The sequence below is a fragment of the Streptomyces sp. D2-8 genome, assembly GCF_023184515.1.
GTDB lineage: Bacteria > Actinomycetota > Actinomycetes > Streptomycetales > Streptomycetaceae > Streptomyces.
On sequence record NZ_JAAHBP010000008.1, the window covers coordinates 100,952 to 126,186 of the forward strand.

Genomic DNA, 25,235 nt, shown 5'->3' on the forward strand with positions numbered 1-25,235 from the left:
CCAGTGGCGGTTGCCGATGGACGGGGTTCGACGAGGTGTCCCCTGGTTAGAAGACTGGAAGTGTTGTCACGGTCCGGACCGAAAACCATCGGGACCGTGCTGTGATCGTGAACACCGTGTTGTGCGGCACCGTAGTGCTGGATACTGCGGGCAGCCGCCCCTGGTGACAGGTGCCGGACGCGGTGAGCTGGAGGGGACGGTTCGCGTGAGCGAGATACCAGCGAAGGCCACGGAGTCCGAGGACCCGTCGGAGGGCGCGAGGGCGAGGGCTGTCGACGGCCTGGCCTCCGCGGTGGGAGGCGCGCTCGCGGCCGACGGAGCGCGGTCCGGGGACGCCATCTGGCAGAGCAGTCCCCCCGGATCCATCTACGACTACATCAAGGTCGCGTCCTTCTCCATCGGCCCCGACGGGCTGGTCGACCAGTGGAGCCTGCGCGCCGAGCACCTCTTCGGCATCCCCGCCGGCCGTGCCGTCGGCATGGACCCCATCGAGGCGTTCATCGACCCGCGCCATCGCGAGCGGGGCATGCGCAAGATGGCCGAGATCCTGGACGGCCGCGAGTGGACGGGCGTGGTGCCCTTCCGGATGCCGAAGGGCGTCGAGGGGGAGTGCGGCCACGAGGGGCTCGCCGAGGTGTACGTCATGCCGACGCGCACCGAGGAGGGCGAGAAGGCCGCCGTGTGCATCGTCGTCGACGTACGCACCCTGCGCAGCATCGAGACCGACCTTGCCGCCTCGCAGGCCATTTTCAGTCAATCCCCGTTCGGTTTCCTGCTGATCGACCCCGACCTGCGGGTCCGCCGCGCCAACCAGCGTTTCGCGTCCATCTTCGGCGGCACGCCCGACGACCACCGCGGCAAGGGCGTCCACGACTACCTCCAGCGCGGCGAGGCAGAGCGGGTCGCCGCCACGCTGCGCCGCGTGCTGGAGACCGGCAACTCCATCACCGACATGCACGTCACGGGCTTCGTGCCGGGCTCCGACGAGCGCCGCCACTGGTCCGTCAACCTCTACCGCGTGCACAGCGGTTCGGGCCGCCCCATCGGGATCGCCTGGCTCGGCACCGACATCACCGCCCGCCGCGCCGCCGCCCGCGAGGCCGCCGCCGCCCGCCGCAACCTCGCCCTGCTGAACGAGGCGGGCGCCCGCATCGGCAACTCCCTCGACCTGGAGACCACGGCCCGGCAACTCCTCGACGTCGTCGTCCCCGGCTTCTGCGACCTGGCCACCGTCGACCTCTACCAGGGCCTGCTGGCCGGCGACGAGACCCCGCCCGGACTCGCCGACGGCAGCGGCGAACTGCGCCGCGTGGCCTTCGCCAGTGCCGTCTCCGACGCCCCCTTCGCCGGCACCGGCGTACCCGTCGCGGTCGGCGCCGTCCACCACTACCCGTTCAACTCGCCCTGCGCGGACGCCCTGCGCACGGCCCGTCCGCAGACCGTCCCGGGCGAGGACGGCGGGCTCGTGCAGTCCACGCTCGCCGTGCCGATGGTCGCCCACGACACCGTCGTCGGGCTCGTGCAGTTCGCCCGTACGAAGGGCAGCGAGCCGTTCGGCGACCGGGACCGGGAGCTGGCCGTCGAACTCGCCGCCCGCGCCGCGGTCTGCATCGACAACGCCCGCCTCTACCGCCGCGAGCACGAACGCGCGTTGATACTGCAGCGGTCCCTGCTCCCGCCCGGCGACCCGGAGGCCTCCGGCCTCGACATCGCCTGCCGCTATCTGCCCGGCAACGTCAACACCGGCCGGCCCAGCGAGGTCGGCGGCGACTGGTTCGACGTCATCGAACTCCCCGGGCACCGCACCGCGCTGGTCGTCGGCGACGTCATGGGCCGCGGCCTGCGCGCCGCCGTCGCCATGGGCGAACTCCGTACGGCGGTCCGCACCCTGGCCCAGCTCGACCTGGAACCGGCCGAAGTGCTCTCCCAGTTGGACGAGATCGCCCGCGGCCTCGGCGCCCCCGGCGGTGTGCAGCAGGCGACCCGGGCGGCCCGCCGCCCCCGCGAGGCGGACCTCTCGGAGGTGTACCTCGCCACCTGCGTCTACGCCGTCTACGACTCCGTCACCCGGCGCTGCACCTTCGCCAACGCGGGTCATCTGCCGCCCGTGCTGGTCGAGCCGGGTGAGCCGGCGCTGATGCTCGACGTGCCGCCGGGCATGCCGCTCGGCGTCGGCGGGGAGCCCTTCGAGGAGGTCGAGGTCGAACTGCCCGAAGGCGCCCTGCTCGCGCTCTACACGGATGGACTGGTCGAAAGCCGCGATCACCCCCTGGACGAGGGCCTGCAGGCCTTCGTCAGCGCCCTCTCCGATCCGACCCAGCCGCTGGAGGACGTCTGCGACCACGTCCTCAACACCCTCGACACCCATCACGGCGAGGACGACATCGCCCTGCTGATGGCACGTGTACAGGGGCTGCCCACGGAATCCGTCGGCGACTGGACCCTGCCGCGCGAGCCGCGCAGCGTGGGCCGGGCCCGTGAGTACGCGCGTGCCCAGCTGCTCGCCTGGGACATGGAACCCCTGGTCGACACCACGGAGCTCCTGGTCAGCGAACTGGTCACCAACGCCCTGCGCTACGGCGAGGGCGAGATCCGCCTGCGCCTCCTGCTCGACCGCACCCTGGTCTGCGAGGTCTGGGACTCCGGCCTGGTCCAGCCCCGCCGCCGCCGCGCCCGCGACACCGACGAGGGCGGCCGCGGCCTCCAGCTCGTCGGCCTCCTCAGCGCCGCATGGGGCTCCCGCCGCACACCCCGGGGCAAGACGGTGTGGTTCGAACTGCCCCTGCCCGGAGGCGACACGAGCCTGACGGATCCGGCGGAGGCCCTGCTGAGCCTGTTCTGACGGCAACCGAACGTCCGTATTGATCGTCATCCCCGGCAACACCATCCGCATCACCGGGGAGACGGCATGGACCGCACGGAAGGCTCCACCCCGACCGAGGCGGCCGCCGAAGGCGCCGCGCAGGACGCTCCCACACTCGACAGCGGGGAGGGCAAGCGGCGCCGACGCTGGATCGGACGCACGGCGCTCGCCGTGGTCCTGGTCCTGCTGGTCCCGCTCCTGTCCGTGCTGACAGCCCTGCGCATCAACTACACGGGCGACCCGGCCGACGGCACCCGCACCCGTGACCGCGACGCCCTGTGGCTCGGCCACGCCTGGGTCGACGGCCGCAAGAAGGACGCCGACGTCACCGCCCTGGCCCGCCGCCTGCGAGACACCGGCATCCGTGACCTGTACGTCCACTCGGGCCCCCTGGAGCACGATGGCACCCTCCCGAAGTCGGTCTATCCGAAGGCCCGCTGGTTCATCGACGCCGTGCACGAGAAACTGCCCGGCGTCCGCGTCCAGGCCTTCCTCGGTGACGTCCTCGCCTCCGAGAACAGCGAGGGCCTGCTCCTGAACGACCCGGACACCCGCGCGGCCGCGGTCCGCTCCGCCCGCCAGGTCCTGGACACCGGCTACGAGGGCATTCACCTCGACCTGGAACCCATGCCGTCCGGCGACCGCGACTTCCTGACCCTTCTCGACTCCCTGCGCCGCGAGACGCGCTCCCGGGACGCCCAACTCTCCGTCGCCGCGCACCAGATCGACCCGCTCCCGGCCTTCCACACCCTGTGGGGCGGCGTCACCGGCCACCCCAAGTGGTGGTCGCAGGAGTTCTTCGGGCAGGTCGCGCGCCGTGTCGACCAGATCGCCGTGATGTCGTACGACACGATGCAGCCGCTGGAGAGCACCTACGGCGGCTACGTCGCCCAGCAGACCTCCCTCGCCCTGGAGGTCACCCCGCCCTCCACCGACCTGCTGATGGGCCTGCCCTTCTTCCACGAGAACCGGTTCGGCCACTGGAACCACGCCGAAACCGTCCCCGCCGCCGTCCGCGGCGTCCGCCTCGGCCTGTCCCGCACGGACGCGGACCGGGCCCGCTTCGGCGTCGCGCTGTACATCGATTTCGCCGCGACCGAGGCGGACTGGCGCTCCTACAAGGAAGACTGGGCGCGGTGACCAGACCCCGGAGAACCCTCACCCGCACCGACCTCGCCCTGGTCTCGGGCCCGCTGACCCTCATCGAGGGCGACTTCCCGCACCCGGGCCGGATGCGGGAGATCGCGGAACACAACCTCCACCAGGCGCTCAGCCTGCTGAAGAGCGCCTCCTGATCTTCGAGCCCAGCCACACCAGCGGGTCGTACTTGCGGTCGACCGCCCGCTCCTTCAGCGGGATCAGCGCGTTGTCCGTGATCTTGATGCCCTCGGGGCAGACCTCCGTGCAGCACTTGGTGATGTTGCAGTAGCCCAGGCCGTGTTCGTCCTGGGCGGTGGTCTTGCGGTCCAGGCCCTCTTCCGCCGCCGCGTCCAGCGGGTGCATGTCCAGCTCCGCCACCCGCATCAGGAAACGGGGCCCGGCGAACGCCTGCTTGTTCTCCTCGTGGTCACGGACCACATGGCAGGTGTCCTGGCACAGGAAGCACTCGATGCACTTGCGGAACTCCTGCGAGCGGTCCACGTCCTCCTGCATCATCCGGTACTCGCCGGGACCCACCCCGGCCGGCGGCACGAAGGCCGGGACCTCCCTGGCCTTGGTGTAGTTGAAGCCGACGTCGGTGACCAGGTCGCGGACGACCGGGAACGCCCGCAGTGGCGTCACCGTGATCGTCTCCTCCCGGTCGAACACCGACATGCGCGTCATGCACAGCAGCCGCGGCCGCCCGTTGATCTCGGCCGAGCAGGAACCGCACTTGCCCGCCTTGCAGTTCCAGCGCACGGCGAGATCGGGGGCCTGGGTGGCCTGGAGGCGGTGGATGATGTCGAGCACGACCTCGCCGTCGTTCACCTCGACCTTGAAGTCCTCCAGGCCACCGCCCTGCACATCGCCCCGCCACACCTTGAAACGGGCCTCGTAGCTGCTCACTCGTACAGCTCCTCTTCGGCGAGGTACTTGACCAGCTCCTCCTTGTCGAACAGGGCGAGCAGGTCGGCACGGACGGGTTCGGTGGTCTCGCGGGTGAGGGTGATCTGGCCGCGGACCGGGTCCGTCGCCGCCAGCGTGCCCGTCGGGTCGGTGAGCGCGCACAGCAGGTTGATCCGGCGCCACTTGCGGTCCATCCCCGGATGGTCCTCGCGGGTGTGCCCGCCGCGCGACTCGGTGCGCTCCAGCGCGGCCCGCGCCACGCACTCACTGACCAGCAGCATGTTCCGGAGGTCCAGGGCGAGGTGCCAGCCCGGGTTGAACTGCCGGTGCCCCTCGACCCCGGCCCGCCTCGCCCGGACCCGCAGCTCGGCCAGCTTCTGAAGGGCCTGCTCCATCTCCGGCTCGCGGCGGATGATGCCGACCAGGTCGTTCATCGTCTGCTGGAGTTCCTGGTGCAGGGTGTACGGGTTCTCCGGCGGGCCATCCGCCGGCTCCTCGATCTCCGCCTCCGCCGAGAAGGGCCGCAGGGCCTCCGCCGCCGCCGAGTCGATCTGGACGTCGTCCACGACGGGCCGCGCCCCGGCCGGCCCCGCCGCGTACTCGGCCGCGTGCCGACCGGCCCGGCGGCCGAACACCAGCAGGTCGGACAGGGAGTTGCCGCCGAGCCGGTTGGAGCCGTGCATACCGCCGGCCACCTCACCGGCCGCGTACAGCCCGGGCACCCCGCGCGCCGCCGCCGTGTCGGACTCGACCGCGATGCCGCCCATCACGTAGTGGCAGGTGGGCCCGACCTCCATCGCCTCCGCCGTGATGTCGACGTCGGCCAGCTCCTTGAACTGGTGGTACATCGACGGCAGCCGGCGCTTGATGACCTCGGCGGGCATCCGGGTCGACACGTCGAGGAACACGCCCCCGTGCGGCGAGCCGCGCCCCTCCTTCACCTCGGCGTTGATCGCCCGCGCGACCTCGTCGCGGGGGAGCAGCTCGGGCGGGCGCCGGTTGTGGTCCGGGTCGTCGTACCAGCGGTCGCCCTCCTCCTCCGTCTCGGCGTACTTGTCCTTGAAGACGTCGGGGATGTAGTCGAACATGAACCGCTTGCCGTCGGAGTTGCGCAGCACCCCGCCGTCGCCGCGCACCGACTCGGTGACGAGGATGCCCTTCACCGACGGCGGCCAGACCATGCCGGTCGGGTGGAACTGCACGAACTCCATGTTCAGCAGGGGAGCGCCCGCGAGGAGGGCCAGCGCGTGGCCGTCGCCGGTGTACTCCCACGAGTTCGACGTCACCTTGAAGGACTTGCCGATGCCGCCGGTGGCGATCACCACGGCGGGTGCCTCCAGCACGAAGAAGCGGCCCGACTCGCGCTCGTAGGCGAAGACGCCGGAGACCCGGCCGTCCGTTTTCAGCACGCGCGTGACCGTGCACTCCTGGAAGACCTTCAGCCGTGACTCGTAGTCGCCGGTCTCCTTGTAGTCCTCCTGCTGGAGGGAGACGATCTTCTGCTGGAGGGTGCGGATCAGCTCCAGGCCCGTGCGGTCGCCGACGTGCGCGAGGCGCGGGTACTCGTGGCCGCCGAAGTTGCGCTGGGAGATCCGGCCGTCCTTGGTGCGGTCGAACAGCGCCCCCCAGGTCTCCAGCTCCCACACCCGCTGCGGTGCCTCCTGGGCGTGCAGCTCGGCCATCCGCCACTGGTTGAGGAACTTGCCGCCGCGCATGGTGTCGCGGAAGTGCACCTGCCAGGTGTCGTTCTCGTTGGCGTTGGCCATCGCCGCCGCGATGCCGCCCTCGGCCATCACCGTGTGCGCCTTGCCGAACAGCGACTTGCAGATCACGGCCGTACGGGCGCCCCGCTCGCGGGCCTCGATGGCGGCGCGCAGCCCGGCACCGCCCGCGCCCACCACGACGACGTCCCACTCCTGCCGGTCGACCACGGACATCAGTAAGGCCCCATCCCTCTAGAAGAAGCGCGGATCGTCGAAGGCGCCGGACGCGACCAGGTAGACGTAGAAGTCGGCGAGCGCCACGCTCACCAGCGACGCCCAGGCGAGCTGCATGTGCCGGGCGTTGAGCTTCCCCGCCCACTGCCACATCCGGTAGCGCACGGGGTGCTTGGAGAAGTGTTTGAGCTTGCCGCCGACGATGTGCCGGCAGGAGTGGCAGGAGATCGTGTACGCCCAGATCAGCACGATGTTGACCAGGAACACGAGGGTGCCGAGACCCATGTGGCCCCACGCGTAGGTCTCGTCGCGGAAGGCGAGCACGGTGTCGTACGTGAGGATCCCGGCGACGAGGAGCGCGGCGTAGAAGAAGTACCGGTGGATGTTCTGCAGGATCAGCGGGAAGCGGGTCTCACCGGTGTACTTCTTGTGCGGCTCGGCCACCGCGCAGGCCGGCGGGGACGCCCAGAAGCCCCTGTAGTAGGCCTTGCGGTAGTAGTAGCAGGTCAGGCGGAAGCCGAGCGGGAAGATCAGGATGATGATCGCGGGCGAGATGCCCCACCAGCTCCCGAAGATCTCCCAGTTCGGGCCGGCCTTCATCGGCTCGCAGTTCTCCGCCAGACAGGGCGAGTAGAACGGGGAGACGTACGGCGCCGCGTAGTAGTCCGTGTTGGCGAAGGCCCGCCAGGTCGAGTACACGATGAACGCGAGCAGACCGGCCGCGGTGGCGGCCGGGGCCAGCCACCAGCGGTCGGTGCGCAGGTGCGGGGCGGCGATCGCGGCCCGCGCAGCGCCCCGCACACCGCCGCTCTCAGGTCTGGGTTCGGTGGCAGGGGGTTCCGTACCAGTGGCCACGTGACGACTCCGGTCGGGTTCGGGGGAGGTGCCGGTCGCGCGCGACTCCGCCCCGGGTCAGGGAGCGTGCCGGTCCCGGGCGCCGAGCCCCTCGTCGTCCGAGTCGCTCCACAGGGCGGAGTCGTACGGCGTGTCCGAGATGGTGACCAGCTCGGGGCGCTTCGGCGCGGCCGGTGACGCGGCGGCGTCGCGCAGCAGGGCGACGCTCTCGCGCAGGTGGTTGGCGTCGGCACGGACGCGGCGCATCTCCAGGCCGCCGGTGCCGAGCTGCTTCTCCAGGCGTCCCAGCGATCGGAACACTTCGTCGAGACTGCGCTGGACTGACGTCAGTTCGTCGTGAACGGACATGACTTGCCCTCACTTCCGCGGGTCCTTCATGGCCCAAGGCGGCAACGTTCATGCGCCTGCGAGTGTTGCGCGTCACGCCATGTGCTGTGAAGGGATGTGCATCGATTGGCCGAGGCGTTCGGGTGCATCCCGCCGCGCATTGCGCCGCATGGGTGACTTCCCGTCCGTAACCGTCGTGTCGCCCTGTGTTGCCGAACCCTTTCCTCTTCAGTGGCCGCATACATCAGATGAAATCCAAATACCGCCAAAAGTGATCATAACGCCCGCGGCTTCCCGGAGGTAGCACAGATGTCCCAGCACGGCGTCGGCCCGCGTGCGGTCACGCGCTCGGTCGCCTTCCTCACCGCGGGAGTGCTCGCGGTGCCCGCGCTCGCCGGATGCGGCTCCGAGGACCCGTCCGGCAAGCCGCTCGCCGGGCAGGACATCCAGCCCGCGCCCCGCGACCGGATCGCCGACGGAGGCACCCTGCGCTGGGCCGTCGACTCCGTGCCCGACACGCTGAACACGTTCCAGTCGGACGCCGACGCCACCACCACCCGCGTCGCCCAGGCCGTCCTGCCGTCGATGTTCCGCATGAACGCCTCCGGCCGCCCGGAGCGCAACCCCGACTTCCTGGAGTCCGCCAAGGTCGTCGACACCGAGCCCAAGCAGGTCGTCCTGTACAAGCTCAGCCAGCAGGCCGTCTGGAGCGACGGCCGGGAGATCGGCGCCGCCGACTTCGCCGCCCAGTGGCGCGCCCTGTCCGGCAAGGACACCGCCTACTGGACCGCCCGCAACGCCGGCTACGACCGGATCCAGAAGATCGAGCGCGGCGACAACGCCCTCGAGGTCCGGGTCACCTTCAGCCGCCCCTACGCGGACTGGCGCTCGCTGTTCTCGCCGCTGTACCCGAAGGACGTCATGGGCACCCCGGACTCCTTCAACGACGGGGCCCGCAAGAAGCTCAAGGTCACCGCCGGTCCCTTCACGGTGAAGAAGGTCGATCGCAAGGACGGGGAGATCACCCTCACCCGCAACGCGCGCTGGTGGGGCGAGCCGGCCAGGCTCTCCGAGATCGTGCTGCGCACCGTCCCGCGCGACAAGCGGACCGCGGAGCTGGCCGCCGGCACCCTGGACCTGGCCGAGATCGACCCCTCCGCGGCCCGCCGCATCACCGTCGCCGCGCGCCCCCACAGCTCCGGCAGCCCGCTGATGGGCCCGGGCGCCGACCGGTCCGCCGCGGACTCCCTGCACTCCTGGGCCGTCGCCAACGGATCCGACGAGGACGCCGCCGACGAGGAGACCGTCGCCCGCAAGAAGCTGCGCAAGGCGGCCGTCAAGTACGCCCGGCAGCAGCGGGCCCTCAGCGGCTTCGAGGTCCGCAAGTCCCTGGAGCCGGCCTACACCCAGCTCGCCCTGAACGGCGCCGAGGGCCCGCTCACCGACGAACGCGTGCGCAGGGCCGTAGCCCGCGCCCTGAACCGCAAGGAACTGGCGCAGGCCGTCCTCAAGCCCCTCGGCCTGCCCGCCGTCCCGGTCGGCAGCCACCTGGCCCTGTCCGGCCAGGCCCACTACGCCGACAACAGCGGCGCCCTCGGCGACCAGGACACCAAGGAGGCCCAGGCGCTGCTCGCGGACGCCGGGTGGGTACGCGGCGGCCCCATCAAGGAGAAGAAGGAGGAGAAGGAGAAGGCGGCCGGCCCCGAGGGCGGCAAGGCCGACGACTCCGGCGAGGACAACAAGCCGCACCACGGACCCGACCCGGCCGGTCACCTCGCCCAGGAGGGCAAGCAGTACAAGTCCCAGGGGGGCGCCCCCGGCGCGTACGCCCCCAAGGGCACCGCCGCCCCGGCGAACCAGGAGGGCGCCCCGCTCGCCAAGAACGGCAAGCCCCTCACGCTCCGCTTCGTGCTCCCCTCCGGGCCCGGCTCCCAGACGCTGCGCACGGTCGCCGACCGCATCTCCCGCATGCTGGAGCGCGTCGGCATCGGCACGGAGATCTCCAAGGTCTCCGACGAGTCCTACTTCAAGGACCACATCGCCTCCGGCCAGTACGACCTCGCCCTGTACTCCTGGCCCGCCACGGCGTACCCCGCCACCGACGCCCGCCCCGTCTACGCCAAGCCCGTCCCGGCCGCCGACGGCTCGCTGAACGTCGAGCAGAACTACACCCGCGTCGGCACCGACCAGGTCGACCAGCTCTTCGACGAGGCCGTGGCCACCCTCGACGAGGGCGAGTCCCGCTCCCTGATCCGCAAGGCCGACTCCCGCATCTGGGCAGCGGCCGGCTCGATCCCCCTCTTCCAGCGCCCCCAGCTCCTGGCGGCCCGCAAGAACCTGGTCAACACCGGCGCCTTCGGCTTCGGCACGCCGGTCTACGAGGACATGGGCTTCCTGAAGAAGGGCGCGAAGCCGGCGTCCGGCCCGTCGGCGAAGGGCTCGGCCGCCCCGTAGCTCTGGGAACGCTCAAACGCCTTGCCGTCCACGCCCGGCGTCCGCACCATGAGATCAGCAGTGATCATGGTGCGGACGCCGGGCGTCCGTGCACGGGGGACGGGAGCCGGCGGATGCGCGGCATGGTGGGGCGGGCCTGCACGGCCGGACTGGTCATCGGGGTGCTGGTGGCGGGGCTGACGGCCTGCACGGGGGACGCGGGCGGCGACGGGGACGGCAAGGGCGGCAAGGCCGTGGCGAAGGCCTGCGCGGGCGGCACGTTCACCTGGTCCCACATCACGAAGAGGGATCGGCTGACCGGTGTCTCCGAGCCCGAGCGACTCGGCGAGGGCGACGGCAGCCTGCGGAACCGGATGCGGCGGGTGTACACCCCCAGCCCCTCGGTACGCGCCGACGGACCGGCCCCGTCCCCCGCGGAGATCCTCTTCTCGCTCGGCAAGAAGATCGGCGAGATCGACTCCGACGCGCGCACCCTGGCGGAGGCGGGCGGCGACACCTGGGCGTTCACCGACGTCCGGCTCCCGGCGCCCGACCTCGACGACGGCCGTGTCACGCCCCACGCGGCGGGCGAGTTCGTCCAGTACGCCGGTGTGCGGGAAGTGGCGGCGGACTTCCGCTACATCTGCCAGGACGGCAGGACGGTCTCGGGCCACGCCCGGAACTGGACGGTCGACATCTCAGGCCTGACCGACTGCGACGAGCGCCCCGACTCGGCCCTCGCCCGGGAGGTCGTCCGGCGCTCCTGCGCCTGAGAAGCTCCTCGAAACAAGGCCTGACCTGCACCGACGTATCCCGGCTAACCCCTGCGGCCGCAGCCCCGTAGCATGGGGTGTGGCCGTGGCATGTTCAGCCCGGCAGGGCCCGCGCACCGTAGACGTCCGCGCAGGGCATTCCTCACACTCCGGGAGAACGCCGCAATATGGCCACGCGCCACGACATCCGCAACGTCGCCATCGTCGCCCACGTCGACCACGGCAAGACCACCATCGTCGACGGCATGCTGAAGCAGGCCGGCGCCTTCGCCGCCCACCAGCTCGAAGGCGTCGACGACCGCATGATGGACTCGAACGACCTGGAGCGTGAGAAGGGCATCACGATCCTGGCCAAGAACACGGCGGTGAAGTACCACCCGAAGGACGGGGGGGACGTCATCACCATCAACATCATCGACACCCCCGGTCACGCCGACTTCGGCGGCGAGGTCGAGCGCGGTCTGTCGATGGTCGACGGTGTCGTCCTGCTCGTGGACGCCTCCGAGGGCCCGCTCCCGCAGACCCGCTTCGTGCTGCGCAAGGCGCTCCAGCAGCGGCTGCCCGTCATCCTGTGCATCAACAAGACGGACCGCCCGGACTCCCGGATCGACGAGGTCGTCAACGAGACCTACGACCTCTTCCTCGACCTGGACGCCGACGAGGAGCAGATCGAGTTCCCGATCGTCTACGCCTGCGGCCGCGACGGCATCGCCTCGCTGACCAAGCCGGACAACGGCACGGTTCCCGCCGACTCCACCAGCCTGGAGCCGTTCTTCTCCACGATCCTGGAGCACATCCCGGCCCCGACCTACGACGAGGCCGCCCCGCTCCAGGCCCACGTCACCAACCTGGACGCCGACAACTTCCTCGGCCGTATCGCGCTGCTCCGCGTCGAGCAGGGCGAGCTGCGCAAGGGCCAGACGGTCGCGTGGATGAAGCGCGACGGGTCCGTCAGCAACGTCCGCATCACCGAGCTGATGATGACCGAGGCGCTCACCCGCAAGCCGGCCGAGATGGCCGGCCCCGGTGACATCTGCGCGGTCGCCGGTATCCCGGACATCATGATCGGCGAGACCCTGGCCGACCCGGAGAACCCGGTCGCGCTGCCGCTGATCACGGTCGACCAGCCCGCGATCTCCATGGTCATCGGCACCAACACCTCCCCTCTGGTCGGCCGTGGCGCCACCGGCAAGGGCGCCGACAACAAGGCGGCCGTCAAGGACCGCAAGGTCACCGCCCGCCAGGTCAAGGACCGCCTCGACCGCGAGCTGATCGGTAACGTCAGCCTCCGGGTGCTGGACACCGAGCGGCCGGACGCCTGGGAGGTGCAGGGCCGTGGTGAGCTGGCGCTGGCCATCCTGGTCGAGACGATGCGCCGGGAAGGCTTCGAGCTGACCATCGGCAAGCCGCAGGTCGTCACCAAGGACGTCGACGGCAAGGTCTACGAGCCGGTCGAGCGCATGACGATCGACGTGCCCGAGGAGCACATGGGCGCGGTCACGCAGCTCATGGGCGTGCGCAAGGGCCGCATGGACAACATGTCCAACCACGGCTCCGGCTGGGTCCGCATGGAGTTCGTCGTGCCCTCGCGCGGCCTCATCGGCTTCCGGACCGAGTTCCTGACCCAGACCCGCGGCACGGGCATCGGCCACTCCATCCACGAGGGCTTCGAGCCCTGGTTCGGCACGCTCCAGACCCGTAACAACGGCTCCCTGGTCGCCGACCGCTCCGGTGCGGTCACCGCGTTCGCGATGACCAACCTCCAGGAGCGCGGCGTGCTGTTCGTGGAGCCGGGCACCGAGGTGTACGAGGGCATGATCGTCGGCGAGAACTCCCGCGCCGACGACATGGACGTCAACATCACCAAGGAGAAGAAGCTCACCAACATGCGGTCCTCCTCGGCCGACTCGTTCGAGGCGATCGTCCCGCCGCGCAAGCTGTCGCTGGAGCAGTCCCTGGAGTTCTGCCGGGACGACGAGTGCGTCGAGGTCACCCCGGAGGCCGTGCGCATCCGCAAGGTGAACCTGGACGCCCGCGAGCGCGCCCGCGCCGCGAGCCGCGCCAAGCACGGCTGACACCCCTGCGACAGCACCGGGCACCCCGCATGGGCGGGGTGCCCGGTGCTGTTGTGTGAAGGGGAGAAAGCGCAAAGAAGAAGGGTAGGGAAAACCCTCGATTTGCCGGTGACAGCCGTCGGGGGCGCTCCTCGCCCACTACCCTGCTGCGGAAGCGCCAGGCCTCCCCGGTTCCGGGGAGCGCACAACGGCCGTGCCGCACAAGCTACTTGAGCGCGCGACAGACTCCGGTGGAACCCTGCACGGGATCCACGGTAGGTCGCAAGCGGTTTATCTCACTCTCGCGTCCGGAATGCGGACAGCCGACACCGATAGATGTGTAACAAGTCCGTTTCGCAGGGATCTTTCACCAAACCCTTTGTCCGGATTTTGGAAGATGTAGGCGAGAGCTGTGATCGAACCGAGACCTCGAGAGTGTGGTTCGGTCCTGGCGTTTGGCAGATAGTTAGGCGCGTAGAGCTCGGATGAACGGGTCACTCGCTGGAGGCGGCGCCGACTCACGAGCGCGGGGGCACCTGACGATTTCCGGCACCGGCGACGGGCGGTGGCGGTGGTCTGTCTGTGCTCCCTTTGCGGTGAACCAATGACTTCTTTAGGAGGAACCCATGCGCGGTGCCAAGAGCGCCAAGTGGGTCGCGGGGGCGATAGTGGTCGCCCTGGCCGCCACCGCCTGCGGCGGCAACGGTGATGACGAGGGTAAGAGCAAGGGTTCCGGGCCTGCCGGCTACGTCTCGATCGACGTCGGCGAGCCGCAGAAGCCGCTGATCCCGGCGGACACCAACGAGTCCAACGGCTCGTACGTCATCCAGTCCCTCTTCACCCAGCTGCTGGACTTCGACTCCAAGGGTGACATCGTCTACACGAACGCGGAGTCGGTCACCAGCGACGACTCCAAGACGTGGACGGTCAAGCTCAAGAAGGGCTGGAAGTTCCACAACGGCGAAGAAGTCACCTCCAAGTCGTACATCGACGCTTGGAACTGGTACGCCAACATCAAGAACAACCAGCAGAACTCCTTCTGGTTCCAGGACATCAAGGGCTACGACGATGTCCACCCGGAGAAGGGTGACCCGAAGGCCGAGACCATGTCCGGTCTGAAGGCCGTGGACGACCACACCTTCACCATCGAGCTGAAGTACACGATGCCGTACTTCAACTACAAGCTCGGCTACACCACGTGGGCCCCGCTGCCCAAGGTCTTCTACGACGACCCGAAGGCCTTCGGCCAGAAGCCGGTCGGCAACGGTCCCTACAAGTTCGAGAAGTGGGACCACAAGAAGCTCATCCAGGTCAAGGCCTGGGATGACTACCAGGGCCCGAACAAGGCGAAGAACAAGGGCGTCCAGTTCAAGGCCTACACGACCCTCGAGGCCGCCTACAAGGACGTCGTCTCCGGCAACCTGGACATGATCCGCCAGGTCGGCCCGACGGACCTGCCGAAGTACAAGCAGGACCTGGGCGACGGCGCCATCGAGCAGCCGTACGCGGCCCTCCAGTCGCTGACCGTGGCGTTCTACTCCAAGAGTTTCAAGGACATCGACCCGAAGGTCCTGCAGGGTCTGTCGATGGCGATCGACCGTGACACGATCACCAAGACGGTTCTGAACAACACCCGTACGCCGGCGAAGTCGTTCACCCCGCCGGGCGTCAAGGGCAACCAGAACCTGGACACCGACGTGTTCACGTACAACCCGGAGAAGGCCAAGAAGCTCGTCCAGGAGGGCGGCGGCGTTCCGGGCAACAAGTTCACCATCCAGTACAACACCGACGGTGGACACAAGGAGTGGGTGACCGCGGTCTGCGAGTCCATCCGCAAGGCCACCGGTGTCGACTGCGCCGGCGACCCCAAGCCGGACTTCGCCACGGACCTCGAGGCCCGTGACAACGACCAGGTGAAGGGCATGTACCGCGGTGGCTGGGTCGCCGACTACCCGGTCAACGCCAACTTCATGAAGGAGCTGTACCACACCACCGCCGAGGCCAACAACGGCAAGTTCTCCAACAAGGAGATCGACGGACTGATGAACAAGGCCGACAAGGCCAAGTCCCTCGAGGAGTCGGTGAAGGCCTTCCAGGAGGTCGAGAAGAAGCTGCTCGACCACATGCCGGCCATCCCGCTCTGGTACTACCGCATCAACGGCGGCCACGGTAAGAACGTCGACAACGTCAACGTCGACTTCCACGGTGACCTCGAAGTGTGGGCCGTCACCACCAAGTAAGAGGAGCCCTCGGGCTTTTCCCACTCGGCCGTAAGCCCACCGCCGATTCAGGCGGCGGTGGGAGGTGCGTGGGGTCGTCTCGTCACGAGGAGACGGCCCCCGCACCTGCGTTAACCCCTCACGGAGGCACCTATGGGGCGCTATGTCGCACGACGACTGCTCCAGATGATCCCGGTGTTCATCGGGTCAACTCTGCTCATCTTCTGCATGATGTACGCCCTGCCCGGCGACCCCGTCCGGGCGATGATGGGGGATCAGGCGTACGACCCGACGGTGGTCGCGAGCATCAAGAAGGATCTCGGCCTTGATCAGCCGCTCCTTCAGCAGTACGCGAACTACATGGCCGGGCTGTTCCAGGGCGACTTCGGTACCCAGATCGCCAGCCAGCGGCCCATCGCGGACGTCATCGCCGACGCGTTCCCGGTGACGATCAGACTGACGCTCTTCGCCTTCACCTTCGTCACGCTCGTGGGTATCGGCCTCGGTGTCGTCGCCGGTCTGCGCCCCGACACGCTGCAGGACCGCGGGCTGCTGACGCTGACGCTGTTCCTCGTCTCGATGCCCTCCTTCGTGCTGGGATTCCTGCTGCAGTACCAGTTCGCGTTCAAGTGGCAGCTCACCACGCCCACCGTGACCGACTCCACAGACTTCTCTCAACTCGTGCTCCCCGCCGTAGTGCTGGCGTCGCTCTCACTCGCCTACGTCGCCCGGTTGACCCGCACGTCGATCGCGGAGAACCTGCGGTCCGACTACATGCGCACCGCCATCGCCAAGGGGCTGCCGCGGCGCCGTGTCATCGGTGTCCACCTGATGCGCAACTCGCTGATTCCCGTGGTCACCTTCCTCGGCATCGAGATCGGCAGCCTGATGACCGGCGCCATCGTGACCGAGGGCATCTTCAACGTGCGGGGTATCGGCCTCGAGATCTACGACGCGCTCACCCGGCGTGAGGGCGCCACGGTCGTGGGGATCGCCTCGCTGATGGTGCTCATCTACCTCGCCGCCAGCTTGATCGTCGACCTGCTTTACGCGGTCCTGGACCCGAGGATCCGGTATGCCTGACAAGACCGTCGAGAAGGTCGAAGCCCTTCCCGGGGACACCGTGAGCACCGCGGGCGTCGTCGTGACCGACGCCGGCCCGGCTCCCGAGAAGGCGCGCAGCCTGTGGTCCGACGCCTGGCACGACCTGCGGCGCAACCCGCTGTTCCTGATCTCGGCCGTGCTGATCGTGTTCCTGCTGGTGATGTCGGTCTGGCCGGGGCTGTTCACCAGCGCCTCGCCGCGCGACGCCGACCTGGCCAAGCACTACCTGGGGAAGCCGAACTGGGGCCACCTCTTCGCCCCGGACTGGCTCGGCTACGACGTCCAGGGCCGATCGATCTACGCCCGTGTCGTCTACGGTGCCCGCGCCTCGATCACCGTCGGTGTGGGGGTCACCGTCGCCGTCACCATTCTCGGCACGGTCATCGGCATGATCGCCGGCTACTTCGGCGGCTGGACCGACACCCTGCTCTCGCGGATGACCGACATCTTCCTCGGTATCCCGTTCCTGCTCGGTGCCCTGGTGGTGCTCAACTCCTTCGACGAGCGCACCGTCTGGGTCGTCATCATGGCCCTTGCCTTCCTCGGCTGGACCCAGATCGCCCGTGTCGCCCGCGGTGCCGTGATCACCATCAAGCAGGCGGACTACGTGGTGGCCGCCAAGGCACTCGGCGCCTCGACGTCCCGGATCCTGTTCCGGCACATCCTGCCCAACGCGCTCGCGCCCATCATCGTCGTCGCGACCATCGCGCTCGGCGGCTACATCGCGGCCGAAGCCACCCTGTCCTTCCTGGGCGTGGGTCTCGGTGACTCGGCGGTATCGTGGGGCGGCGACGTGGCGCGAGGACGCGAGCAGCTCCGGATCGCCCCGCACACCCTGATCATCCCGTCGGTGATGGTCTCGATCACGGTGCTCTCGTTCCTGATGTTCGGCGATGCGGTACGCAACGCCCTCGACCCCAAGCTGCGCTGAGGGAGGCGTACGTGACCATCATCGATGAAGTGGCGGGAAGTCCCGCACCGGACGGTTCGGCGGACACGAGCCGCCCGCTGCTCGAAGTCCGCGACCTGCACGTGGAGTTCCGCACCCGCGACGGCGTCGCCAAGGCCGTCAACGGCGTCAACTACTCCGTCGCCGCGGGCGAGACGCTCGCCGTCCTCGGCGAGTCCGGCTCCGGAAAGTCCGTCACCGCCCAGGCCATCATGGGCATCCTCGACATGCCGCCCGGCCGCATCCCCCAGGGAGAGATCCTCTTCCGCGGCCAGGACATGCTGAAGATGTCCGGCGAAGAGCGTCGGAAGATCCGCGGCAACAAGATCGCGATGATCTTCCAGGACGCCCTCTCCTCGCTGAACCCGGTGCTCTCGGTCGGCTACCAGCTCGGCGAGATGTTCCGGGTCCACCAGGGCCTGAGCAAGAAGGACGCCAAGGCCAAGGCCATCGAGCTGATGGACCGCGTGAAGATCCCGGCCGCGAAGGAACGCGTCGGCGACTATCCGCACCAGTTCTCCGGCGGTATGCGCCAGCGCATCATGATCGCCATGGCGCTCGCCCTGGAGCCCGACCTGATCATCGCCGACGAGCCGACCACGGCCCTCGACGTGACGGTCCAGGCCCAGGTGATGGACCTGCTCGCGGAGCTCCAGCGCGAGTACAACATGGGCCTGATCCTGATCACCCACGACCTCGGCGTGGTCGCCGACGTCGCGGACAAGATCGCGGTGATGTACGCCGGCCGGATCGTGGAGACCGCGCCCGTGCACGAGCTGTACAAGCGGCCCGCGCACCCCTACACCAAGGGTCTGCTCCACTCGATCCCGCGCCTGGACCAGAAGGGCCAGGACCTGTACGCGATCAAGGGCCTGCCGCCCAACCTGACGCGTATCCCGTCCGGCTGCGCCTTCAACCCGCGGTGCCCGCAGGCGCAGGACATCTGCCGTACGGACGTCCCGCCGCTGCTCCCCGTCACCGAGCGGGACGGCGGCGAGCTGACCGGCCGCGGCAGTGCGTGCCACTTCTGGAAGGAGACGATCCATGGCTGAGCTGAACAAGACGGACGAGTCCATGGACGCCACCCCCAACGTCACCGACGTCGAGACGGTCGAGGCGGCCACCGACGAGGAGGCCGTCGCGGCGATCGAGGCGCCGGTCGAGCGCGGTGAGCCGATCCTGCAGGTGCGCAACCTGGTCAAGCACTTCCCGCTGACCCAGGGCATCCTGTTCAAGCGTCAGATCGGTGCGGTCAAGGCCGTGGACGGGGTCTCCTTCGACCTCTACCAGGGCGAGACGCTCGGCATCGTGGGCGAGTCCGGCTGTGGCAAGTCCACCGTCGCCAAGCTGCTGATGATGCTGGAGAAGGCGACCGCGGGCGAGATCTTCTACAAGGGCCAGGACATCACCAAGCTGTCCGGGCGTGCGCTGAAGGCGGTCCGCCGCAACATCCAGATGGTGTTCCAGGACCCGTACACCTCGCTCAACCCCCGTATGACGGTGGGCGACATCATCGGCGAGACCTTCGAGATCCACCCCGAGGTGGCCCCGAAGGGGGACCGCCGCCGCAGGGTCCAGGACCTGCTGGACGTGGTCGGTCTCAACCCCGAGTACATCAACCGCTACCCGCACCAGTTCTCGGGCGGTCAGCGCCAGCGCATCGGCATCGCCCGCGGCCTGGCCCTGAACCCCGAGATCATCATCTGCGACGAGCCGGTCTCCGCGCTGGACGTGTCCGTTCAGGCGCAGGTCATCAACCTGATGGAGAAGCTCCAGGACGAATTCAACCTCTCCTACCTCTTCATCGCGCACGACCTGTCGATCGTCCGGCACATCTCGGACCGCGTGGGTGTGATGTACCTCGGCAAGATGGCGGAGATCGGCACGGACACGGAGATCTACGACCACCCGACGCACCCCTACACCCAGGCGCTGCTGTCGGCCGTCCCGGTCCCCGACCCGGAGTCCCGTGAAGGCCGCGAGCGGATCATCCTCACCGGCGACGTCCCCTCCCCGGCCAACCCGCCCTCGGGCTGCCGCTTCCGCACCCGCTGCTGGAAGGCCGAGGACAAGTGCGCCCAGGAGGTCCCGCTCCTCGCGATCCCCGAGCGCTTCAAGGGCGACGACACCCCGGCGGCCCACGAGTCCGCCTGCCACTTCGCGGAGGAAAAGGACGTGGTCCACGCGGCCTGATCCGCCGACCCGACGTCTCCACTGGTTCCCGGCATCCCCGCAGCGGGGATGCCGGGAACCGGCGTTCGAGGATCCTGGATGCTGCATCACATCGAACTGTGGGTGCCCGACCTGCCGCGGGCGGTCCGCGAATGGGGCTGGCTCCTCGGCCGCCTCGGCCATGACGCGTACCAGGAGTGGGAACACGGCCGCAGCTGGCGGCTCGGCCCTACGTACCTGGTCGTCGAGCAGTCGCCGGCGATGAGCGCCGCGGAGCACGACCGCATGCGGCCGGGGCTCAACCACCTCGCGTTCCACGCGGGACCCCCCGAGCGGGTCGACGCACTGTCCGCCGCGGCCCCGGCCCACGGCTGGACGCCGTTGTTCGCCGACCGCTACCCGCACGCCGGCGGCCCCGAGCAGTACGCGGCCTATCTCTCTAACACCGACGGCTTCGAAGTGGAACTCGTGGCGTCCGAGGCGTACAACCCCACAAACCCCCGCGAACTGCGTTAACAAACAGGCAACTTCGCCGACCCGGTTCCGATATACGGACACGTCACGCTGGTCAGCGTACGGCCGTGCGGGTGCCGTAAGCGGGCCGGGGCACGCCATGTCGCCCCGGCCCGTTGCCGTGTGCTCAGGTGCCGGTGATGCCCAGGGAGCGCTTCAGGAAGTCGACCTGGAGGAGGAGCAGGTTCTCGGCGACCTGTTCCTGGGGGGTGATGTGGGTGACGCCGGACAGCGGCAGCACCTCGTGGGGGCGGCCGGCGGCCAGCAGGGCCGAGGACAGGCGCAGGGCGTGCGCGACCACCACGTTGTCGTCGGCGAGGCCGTGCACGATCATCAGCGGGCGGTGCGGCTCGGCGGGGGAGGACAGCCCCTCGGCGGTGACCAGGGAGCTCTTCGCGTACGACTCCGGGTGCTCCGCCGGCGTGCCCAGGTAGCGCTCCGTGTAGTGGGTGTCGTACAGGCTCCAGTCCGTCACCGGCGCGCCCGCGATGCCCGCGTGGAAGACGTCCGGGCGGCGCAGCACCGCCAGGCCCGCCAGCCAGCCGCCGTAGGACCAGCCGCGGATCGCGACCCGGGACAGGTCCAGGGGGTGGCGCTTCGCGAGGTCCTCCAGAGCCTCCACCTGGTCGTCCAGCGACAGCGTGAAGTCGTGGTGGATCGCCTTCTCCCAGGCGGGGGAGAGGCCCGGGGTACCGCGTCCGTCCGCGACCACGACCGCGAAGCCCTGGTCCGCGAACCACTGCGAGGTGAGGTGCGCGTTGTGGGCCGCGACCACCCGCTGGCCGTGCGGGCCGCCGTACGGGTCCATGAGGACCGGCAGGGGGGTGTCACCGTCGTAGTCCCGAGGCATAAGCACGGCGCACGGGACAGAGCGTGCGCCCCCCTCGGTGAGCGTCACGCGGGGGGACATACCGGGATCTTCGGCGTACGAGGGGATAGTCCTGGTCGGTTTTCCGTCGCGCAGGACCCGTACCAGAGAACCTGGCCGGTTCAGCGTCGCCGAGACCAGGACCGTCACCTCCCCGGCCCGCACCGCCGCGTGCACGCCCGGCTCCTGCGACACCCGCTCCACGCCCAGCTCGTTCACCCGGTACACATGCACCTGGCCCGTCTCCGCCTCGCCGGCGGCCTCCGCGCCCGCCGACGCCGAGATGAGCACGTCGTGCTCGGAGACGTCCAGCACGGCCCGGACATGCAACTGCGCTCCCGTGAGCGGCCGTTCCCCGACCGCCAGCACCCGCGCACCCCCCTCGTCCGCGATCCGCACCAGCTGCCCGGACGGGCTCCAGCACGGCACCCCGGGGAAAAGATCAAGCCATGTTCGATCTTCGTCGGCGTGCACCATCCGCGTCGCGCCCGAGTCCGGATCCACGGCCAGGATCAGCTGACTGCGCTGGTCGCGCGCCTGTACGAGCAGCAGTGGCGCGCCCGCCGCTGACCAGTGGACATGCGCCAGATACGGGTAGCGCGCCCGGTCCCAGGAGACCTCCGTGCGCAGCCCGTCCAGGTCGATCACGAACAGCCGCACCTCCGCGTTGCCCGTGCCCGCCGCCGGGTACGGCACCCGCTGCGGCTCCCGTTCCGGATGCGCGGGATCGGCGATCCACCACCGCCGCACCGGCGTGTCGTCCACCCGCGCCATGAGCAGCCGGTCCGACTCCGGAGCCCACCAGAAGCCCCGCGAGCGCCCCATCTCCTCGGCCGCGATGAACTCGGCCAGTCCGTATGAGACATTCTCCGACTCCGGCTCGGCGAGCGACCGGTCGCCCTCCCCTTCGGCGCCCACCACCCGCAGGGCACCCTGCGCGACATACGCGACGTGCCGCCCGTCGGGCGACGGACGCGGGTCGATCACCGGCCCCGGCGCGGGCAGTTCACGCGCCGTCCCGGCCCGCAGCTCGGCCGCGAAAAGCCGCCCCGACAAGGCGAAAGAGGCCAACTCGACGGCCGTGTCGGTGGCGTAGCCGACGATGCCGGCCCCGCCCTCGCGGCTGCGTTCGCGCCGGGCCCGTTCCTCGGGCGAGAGGTCCTCCGAGGCACCGCCCAGCAGGGCGCGCGGGTCGGCGGCGACGCGCTCCCCGCCCTCCTCCGTGTCGAGGACCCAGAGCGAATTCGCCCGGTCCGTACCGGAACCGGAGCGCAGGAACACGACACGCGAACCGTCGGGCGCCACGGTGAACGAACGCGGCGCGCCGAGCGTGAAGCGCTGGGTACGGGCGTGCCGTCGGGGGAAGGAGTGAGGCTCGGTCGTCATGCCCTGACCATATTGGCCATGCGCCCCCTTGTGCGGCCGTGCGCCGATCGATGCGCACGGAGGGATAGTTATGATCAATGTCGCATAGTGGGTATGAACCTGCTGGCTGCTGTACGGATTTGATACCCCCATAGTCCGACCCCCCGCGCCCTCGTGGATCTTTGGAGGTGAACCGCCGTGGCACTCTCGATTTCGGCGGTGGTGCTGCTGGCGATCATCGTCTTCTTGCTGATCAAGAAGTCAGGACTGAAGGCGGGGCACGCGATCGTCTGCATGCTGCTCGGCTTCTACCTCGCCTCCTCGACCGTCGCTCCCACGATCAGCGAGCTGACGACGAACATCGCGGGCATGATCGGCAGCATCAAGTTCTGAGCGTCGCGCCCGCAGGCCCGGAGCGAGGGACGGTCCGGGCCTGAGCGGAGGCGTCGCCGGATCAGCTCCCGACCGCGTACGGCACGAAGCCGGCCCACGCGGCGGGGGTGAAGGCCAGCCGGGGGCCCTCGACGTCCTTCGAGTCACGGACGTGGGCGGTGCCGGGTTCTGCGGCGACCTCGACGCAGGAGTCGCCTTCACTGCCGCTGCTGTAGCTGCTCTTGACCCTAGCGCGCCCCCGCGCGCCCAGGCCCGAATTGCGGGCAACAAACACCCGAACCGGCGGCCCGGGGCGACCCACCGCACCGGCGGCCTCCAGCACGACAACACCCGCCACACCACCCGCTTCACGGTGGTCGGCAACCACCTGGCCCAGCACGAGGAGCTCTCGCTCCTCGCCATCGGGCTCGGCACGCACCTCCAGTCACTGCCGAAGGGCGCCCCGGCCGACATCAAGACCCTCGCCGCCCGGTTCCCCGAGGGAGCGACCCGGATCGGCGCCGCCCTGCGCGAACTGGAGGCCCACGGCTACCTGCGCCGCGAACGCGTCCGCACCCCCACCGGCCGCATCGTCACCCGCACGACGTCCTGCAATCAGCCGGCGGCGGCCCGCCAGCCCACCGAGGCGACCTGAGGGGCCACGGAGTCGAAGCCTCGGGATGCCTGCGAGGAGCGCGCGTCCCGGGTGAATCGTGAGGCACGAGCACCCCGCAAACCGCTCCCGGCCGTACCGACCCCCGCGTACCCCGCCGTGACTATCCGCTGCTCGGCATTCCCGTCTACGCGATCTTCGACCCCCGTACCGGCACCGGTGCGGTCCTCACCGACATCCACCCCACTCCGGACGGCCCCCGGTACGCCACCCGCAAGGACTTCGTCTACGGGGAGGACGTCACCATCGGTGAGTGGACCATCCCCACGAGCGGCCTGCCGCGCTACCAGGACGACGATGCGGGAGAGCTCGCCCACGTGCCCGACGAGGGCTGACAGTGGCCGGGGCGCGCGGCGAACGGGGGACCGGTGCCTCGTAGGGTGGCCCCATGACGGAACTGCCCTCCCGACGTCTGCTGCTGGTGCACGCGCACCCGGACGACGAGTCGATCAACAACGGCGCGACCATGGCCAGGTACGCGGCCGAGGGTGTCCACGTCACCCTGGTCACCTGCACCCTCGGTGAACGCGGCGAGGTCATCCCGCCCGAGCTCGCGCACCTGAGCGGTGCCGCCCTGGGCCAGCACCGCCGCAGCGAGCTCGCCGCCGCCATGGCCGAGCTCGGCGTCCAGGACGTCCGCCTGCTCGGCGGCGCCGGGCGCTACAGCGACTCCGGGATGATGGGCCTGCCCGACAACGACGACCCCGGCTGCTTCTGGCAGGCCGACGTCGACAAGGCCGCCGCGCACCTGGTCGAGGTGATCCGCGAGGTACGCCCCCAGGTCCTCGTCACCTACGACGACAACGGCGGCTACGGACACCCCGACCACATCCAGGCCCACCGCGTCGCCATGCGCGCCGCCGAACTGTCCGCCGACGCCGGCCTGCCGATCCCCAAGGTCTACTGGAACCGGGTCCCCCGCCCCGTTGTGGAGGAGTCCTTCGCGCGGCTCCGGGAGGACCTGCCGGGCACCCCCTTCACCAAGGCGGCCGACGTCGACGACGTCCCGGGTGTGGTGGCCGAGGAGCGGATCACCACCGTGCTCGACGGCACCGCCCACGCCGCCGCCAAGGCCGCCGCGATGCGCGCCCACGCCACCCAGATCACCGTGGCCGAGCCGTACTTCGTGCTGTCCAACGAACTCGCCCAGCCGATCCTCACGACGGAGTACTACGAGCTGGTGCGCGGCGAGCGGGGCCCCGGAGAGCGGGAGACGGACCTGTTCGCCGGTCTCGAGGAGGCCTCATGAGCGACCGTACGCCGATGCTCGCCCAGCCGATGCGGCCGCCCACCGCGGGACGCATCGGGGCCTTCCTCGGGTTCTTCGTGCTCGGCGCCGTGGTCGGCGTGGCCGGGGCCCTGGTGCAGCCCGGGTGGTTCCCGGGCGGGCTGCTGCTCGCCCTGGCCGGTGAGGCCGGAGCCGTCCTGGGCGCCGCACGCGTCCTCCGCGGCCGGGTCGGGGGCGTCGCGGCCGCCGCCGGCTGGATGCTCGCCGTCGTCCTGCTCACCGCCAGCCGCCCCGAGGGCGACTTCCTCTTCGCCGCGGGGAGCGGCTCCTATCTCTTTCTGCTCGGAGGCATCGCCGTGGCTGTGATCTGCGCCACCTTCGCCCCGGGGCGGCAACCTGACGGCGGTTCCGTCCGACTTGCCAAGTGACGTACCACTTCGCCAGGACGTGGCCGTGGGGGTCCGGTGTGGGTTTCCCCGGCGGT

General features: G+C 69.7%; 21 protein-coding genes and 2 pseudogenes. 17 read left to right on the forward strand and 6 right to left on the reverse strand.

Annotation, left to right across the window (positions count from 1 at the left end; all coding sequences use genetic code 11):
• The first annotated feature begins 205 nt into the window (after positions 1–205).
• The 3 genes from G3I77_RS16370 (at position 206) to G3I77_RS16380 (ending at position 4,158) form a co-directional block, all read left to right on the forward strand.
• Positions 206–2,842, forward strand: coding sequence for a SpoIIE family protein phosphatase (locus G3I77_RS16370; protein WP_248504463.1), 2,637 nt, complete (start codon positions 206–208; stop codon positions 2,840–2,842).
• Positions 2,843–2,908: 66 nt separating this feature from the next.
• Positions 2,909–4,003 (forward strand): glycosyl hydrolase family 18 protein, encoded by a 1,095-nt coding sequence (locus tag G3I77_RS16375; protein WP_248504464.1) that lies wholly within the window; start codon positions 2,909–2,911, stop codon positions 4,001–4,003.
• Positions 4,000–4,158: a hypothetical protein gene (locus tag G3I77_RS16380; RefSeq protein ID WP_248504466.1), complete on the forward strand. Its 159-nt coding sequence runs from the start codon at positions 4,000–4,002 to the stop codon at positions 4,156–4,158. The genes G3I77_RS16375 and G3I77_RS16380 overlap by 4 nt, the downstream gene beginning before the upstream one ends.
• Here the strand turns inward: G3I77_RS16380 and G3I77_RS16385 are convergent.
• Genes G3I77_RS16385 through G3I77_RS16400 form a run of 4 tightly spaced genes read right to left on the reverse strand, consistent with a single transcriptional unit; the run spans position 4,133 to position 8,049 of the window.
• Positions 4,133–4,909: a succinate dehydrogenase/fumarate reductase iron-sulfur subunit gene (locus tag G3I77_RS16385; RefSeq protein ID WP_248504469.1), complete on the reverse strand. Its 777-nt coding sequence runs from the start codon at positions 4,907–4,909 to the stop codon at positions 4,133–4,135. The two genes, G3I77_RS16380 and G3I77_RS16385, sit on opposite strands and share 26 nt — an antisense overlap.
• The gene (locus G3I77_RS16390) at positions 4,906–6,846 is read right to left on the reverse strand and encodes a fumarate reductase/succinate dehydrogenase flavoprotein subunit (RefSeq protein ID WP_248504471.1); all 1,941 of its coding nucleotides are present in this window, start codon (positions 6,844–6,846) and stop codon (positions 4,906–4,908) included. The genes G3I77_RS16385 and G3I77_RS16390 overlap by 4 nt, the downstream gene beginning before the upstream one ends.
• A gap of 18 nt (positions 6,847–6,864) precedes the next feature.
• Entirely contained in the window at positions 6,865–7,701 is an 837-nt protein-coding gene (locus G3I77_RS16395) for a hypothetical protein (RefSeq protein ID WP_248504473.1), read from the reverse strand.
• 57 nt (positions 7,702–7,758) lie between these two features.
• On the reverse strand, positions 7,759–8,049 hold the full coding sequence (locus tag G3I77_RS16400; protein ID WP_248504475.1) for a hypothetical protein: 291 nt from the start codon (positions 8,047–8,049) through the stop codon (positions 7,759–7,761).
• A gap of 288 nt (positions 8,050–8,337) precedes the next feature.
• On the opposite strand from G3I77_RS16400, the gene G3I77_RS16405 reads away from it, so the two are divergent.
• From G3I77_RS16405 to G3I77_RS16445, 9 genes are all read left to right on the forward strand, one after another.
• Positions 8,338–10,482 carry an ABC transporter family substrate-binding protein gene (locus tag G3I77_RS16405; protein ID WP_248504477.1) on the forward strand — a complete coding sequence of 715 codons (2,145 nt, stop codon included), beginning with the start codon at positions 8,338–8,340 and terminating at the stop codon, positions 10,480–10,482.
• A 113-nt stretch (positions 10,483–10,595) separates the two neighbouring features.
• The gene (locus G3I77_RS16410; RefSeq protein WP_248504479.1) at positions 10,596–11,234 is read left to right on the forward strand and encodes a hypothetical protein; all 639 of its coding nucleotides are present in this window, start codon (positions 10,596–10,598) and stop codon (positions 11,232–11,234) included.
• A 167-nt stretch (positions 11,235–11,401) separates the two neighbouring features.
• Positions 11,402–13,309, forward strand: coding sequence for a translational GTPase TypA (gene typA, locus G3I77_RS16415; protein WP_248504481.1), 1,908 nt, complete (start codon positions 11,402–11,404; stop codon positions 13,307–13,309).
• Positions 13,310–13,914: 605 nt separating this feature from the next.
• A complete protein-coding gene (locus G3I77_RS16420; RefSeq protein WP_248504483.1) occupies positions 13,915–15,528 on the forward strand; it encodes an ABC transporter substrate-binding protein in 1,614 nt (537 codons plus the stop codon).
• A 132-nt stretch (positions 15,529–15,660) separates the two neighbouring features.
• Positions 15,661–16,590: an ABC transporter permease gene (locus G3I77_RS16425; protein ID WP_248504485.1), complete on the forward strand. Its 930-nt coding sequence runs from the start codon at positions 15,661–15,663 to the stop codon at positions 16,588–16,590.
• Positions 16,583–17,542, forward strand: coding sequence for an ABC transporter permease (locus tag G3I77_RS16430; RefSeq protein WP_248504487.1), 960 nt, complete (start codon positions 16,583–16,585; stop codon positions 17,540–17,542). The genes G3I77_RS16425 and G3I77_RS16430 overlap by 8 nt, the downstream gene beginning before the upstream one ends.
• Positions 17,543–17,553: 11 nt before the next feature.
• Entirely contained in the window at positions 17,554–18,612 is a 1,059-nt protein-coding gene (locus G3I77_RS16435; RefSeq protein ID WP_374385403.1) for an ABC transporter ATP-binding protein, read from the forward strand.
• On the forward strand, positions 18,605–19,753 hold the full coding sequence (locus tag G3I77_RS16440; protein WP_248504489.1) for an ABC transporter ATP-binding protein: 1,149 nt from the start codon (positions 18,605–18,607) through the stop codon (positions 19,751–19,753). The genes G3I77_RS16435 and G3I77_RS16440 overlap by 8 nt, the downstream gene beginning before the upstream one ends.
• Positions 19,754–19,831: 78 nt before the next feature.
• On the forward strand, positions 19,832–20,248 hold the full coding sequence (locus G3I77_RS16445; RefSeq protein ID WP_248504491.1) for a VOC family protein: 417 nt from the start codon (positions 19,832–19,834) through the stop codon (positions 20,246–20,248).
• Positions 20,249–20,372: 124 nt separating this feature from the next.
• Here the strand turns inward: G3I77_RS16445 and G3I77_RS16450 are convergent, their stop codons facing one another.
• Positions 20,373–22,499: a S9 family peptidase gene (locus tag G3I77_RS16450; RefSeq protein WP_248504493.1), complete on the reverse strand. Its 2,127-nt coding sequence runs from the start codon at positions 22,497–22,499 to the stop codon at positions 20,373–20,375.
• 177 nt (positions 22,500–22,676) lie between these two features.
• Between G3I77_RS16450 and G3I77_RS16455 the strand changes: the two genes are divergently transcribed.
• Positions 22,677–22,871: a hypothetical protein gene (locus G3I77_RS16455; protein WP_003992731.1), complete on the forward strand. Its 195-nt coding sequence runs from the start codon at positions 22,677–22,679 to the stop codon at positions 22,869–22,871.
• Between the two features lie 61 nt (positions 22,872–22,932).
• On the opposite strand, the gene G3I77_RS16460 is transcribed toward G3I77_RS16455, so the two are convergent.
• Positions 22,933–23,121 (reverse strand): DUF397 domain-containing protein, encoded by a 189-nt coding sequence (locus tag G3I77_RS16460; RefSeq protein WP_248504942.1) that lies wholly within the window; start codon positions 23,119–23,121, stop codon positions 22,933–22,935.
• A gap of 6 nt (positions 23,122–23,127) precedes the next feature.
• Between G3I77_RS16460 and G3I77_RS16465 the strand changes: the two are divergent.
• From G3I77_RS16465 to G3I77_RS16480, 4 genes and pseudogenes are all read left to right on the forward strand, one after another.
• Positions 23,128–23,622 (forward strand): annotated as a pseudogene (locus G3I77_RS16465) (helix-turn-helix domain-containing protein); the annotation flags it as partial.
• A pseudogene (locus G3I77_RS16470) lies at positions 23,622–23,858 on the forward strand (hypothetical protein); the annotation flags it as partial. The pseudogenes G3I77_RS16465 and G3I77_RS16470, both read left to right, overlap by 1 nt.
• Before the next feature lie 53 nt (positions 23,859–23,911).
• Positions 23,912–24,772, forward strand: a complete 861-nt coding sequence (gene mshB, locus G3I77_RS16475; protein ID WP_248504495.1) for an N-acetyl-1-D-myo-inositol-2-amino-2-deoxy-alpha-D-glucopyranoside deacetylase — start codon at positions 23,912–23,914, stop codon at positions 24,770–24,772.
• Positions 24,769–25,179: a DUF6113 family protein gene (locus tag G3I77_RS16480; protein ID WP_248504497.1), complete on the forward strand. Its 411-nt coding sequence runs from the start codon at positions 24,769–24,771 to the stop codon at positions 25,177–25,179. The genes mshB and G3I77_RS16480 overlap by 4 nt, the downstream gene beginning before the upstream one ends.
• The last annotated feature ends 56 nt before the right edge of the window (positions 25,180–25,235 follow it).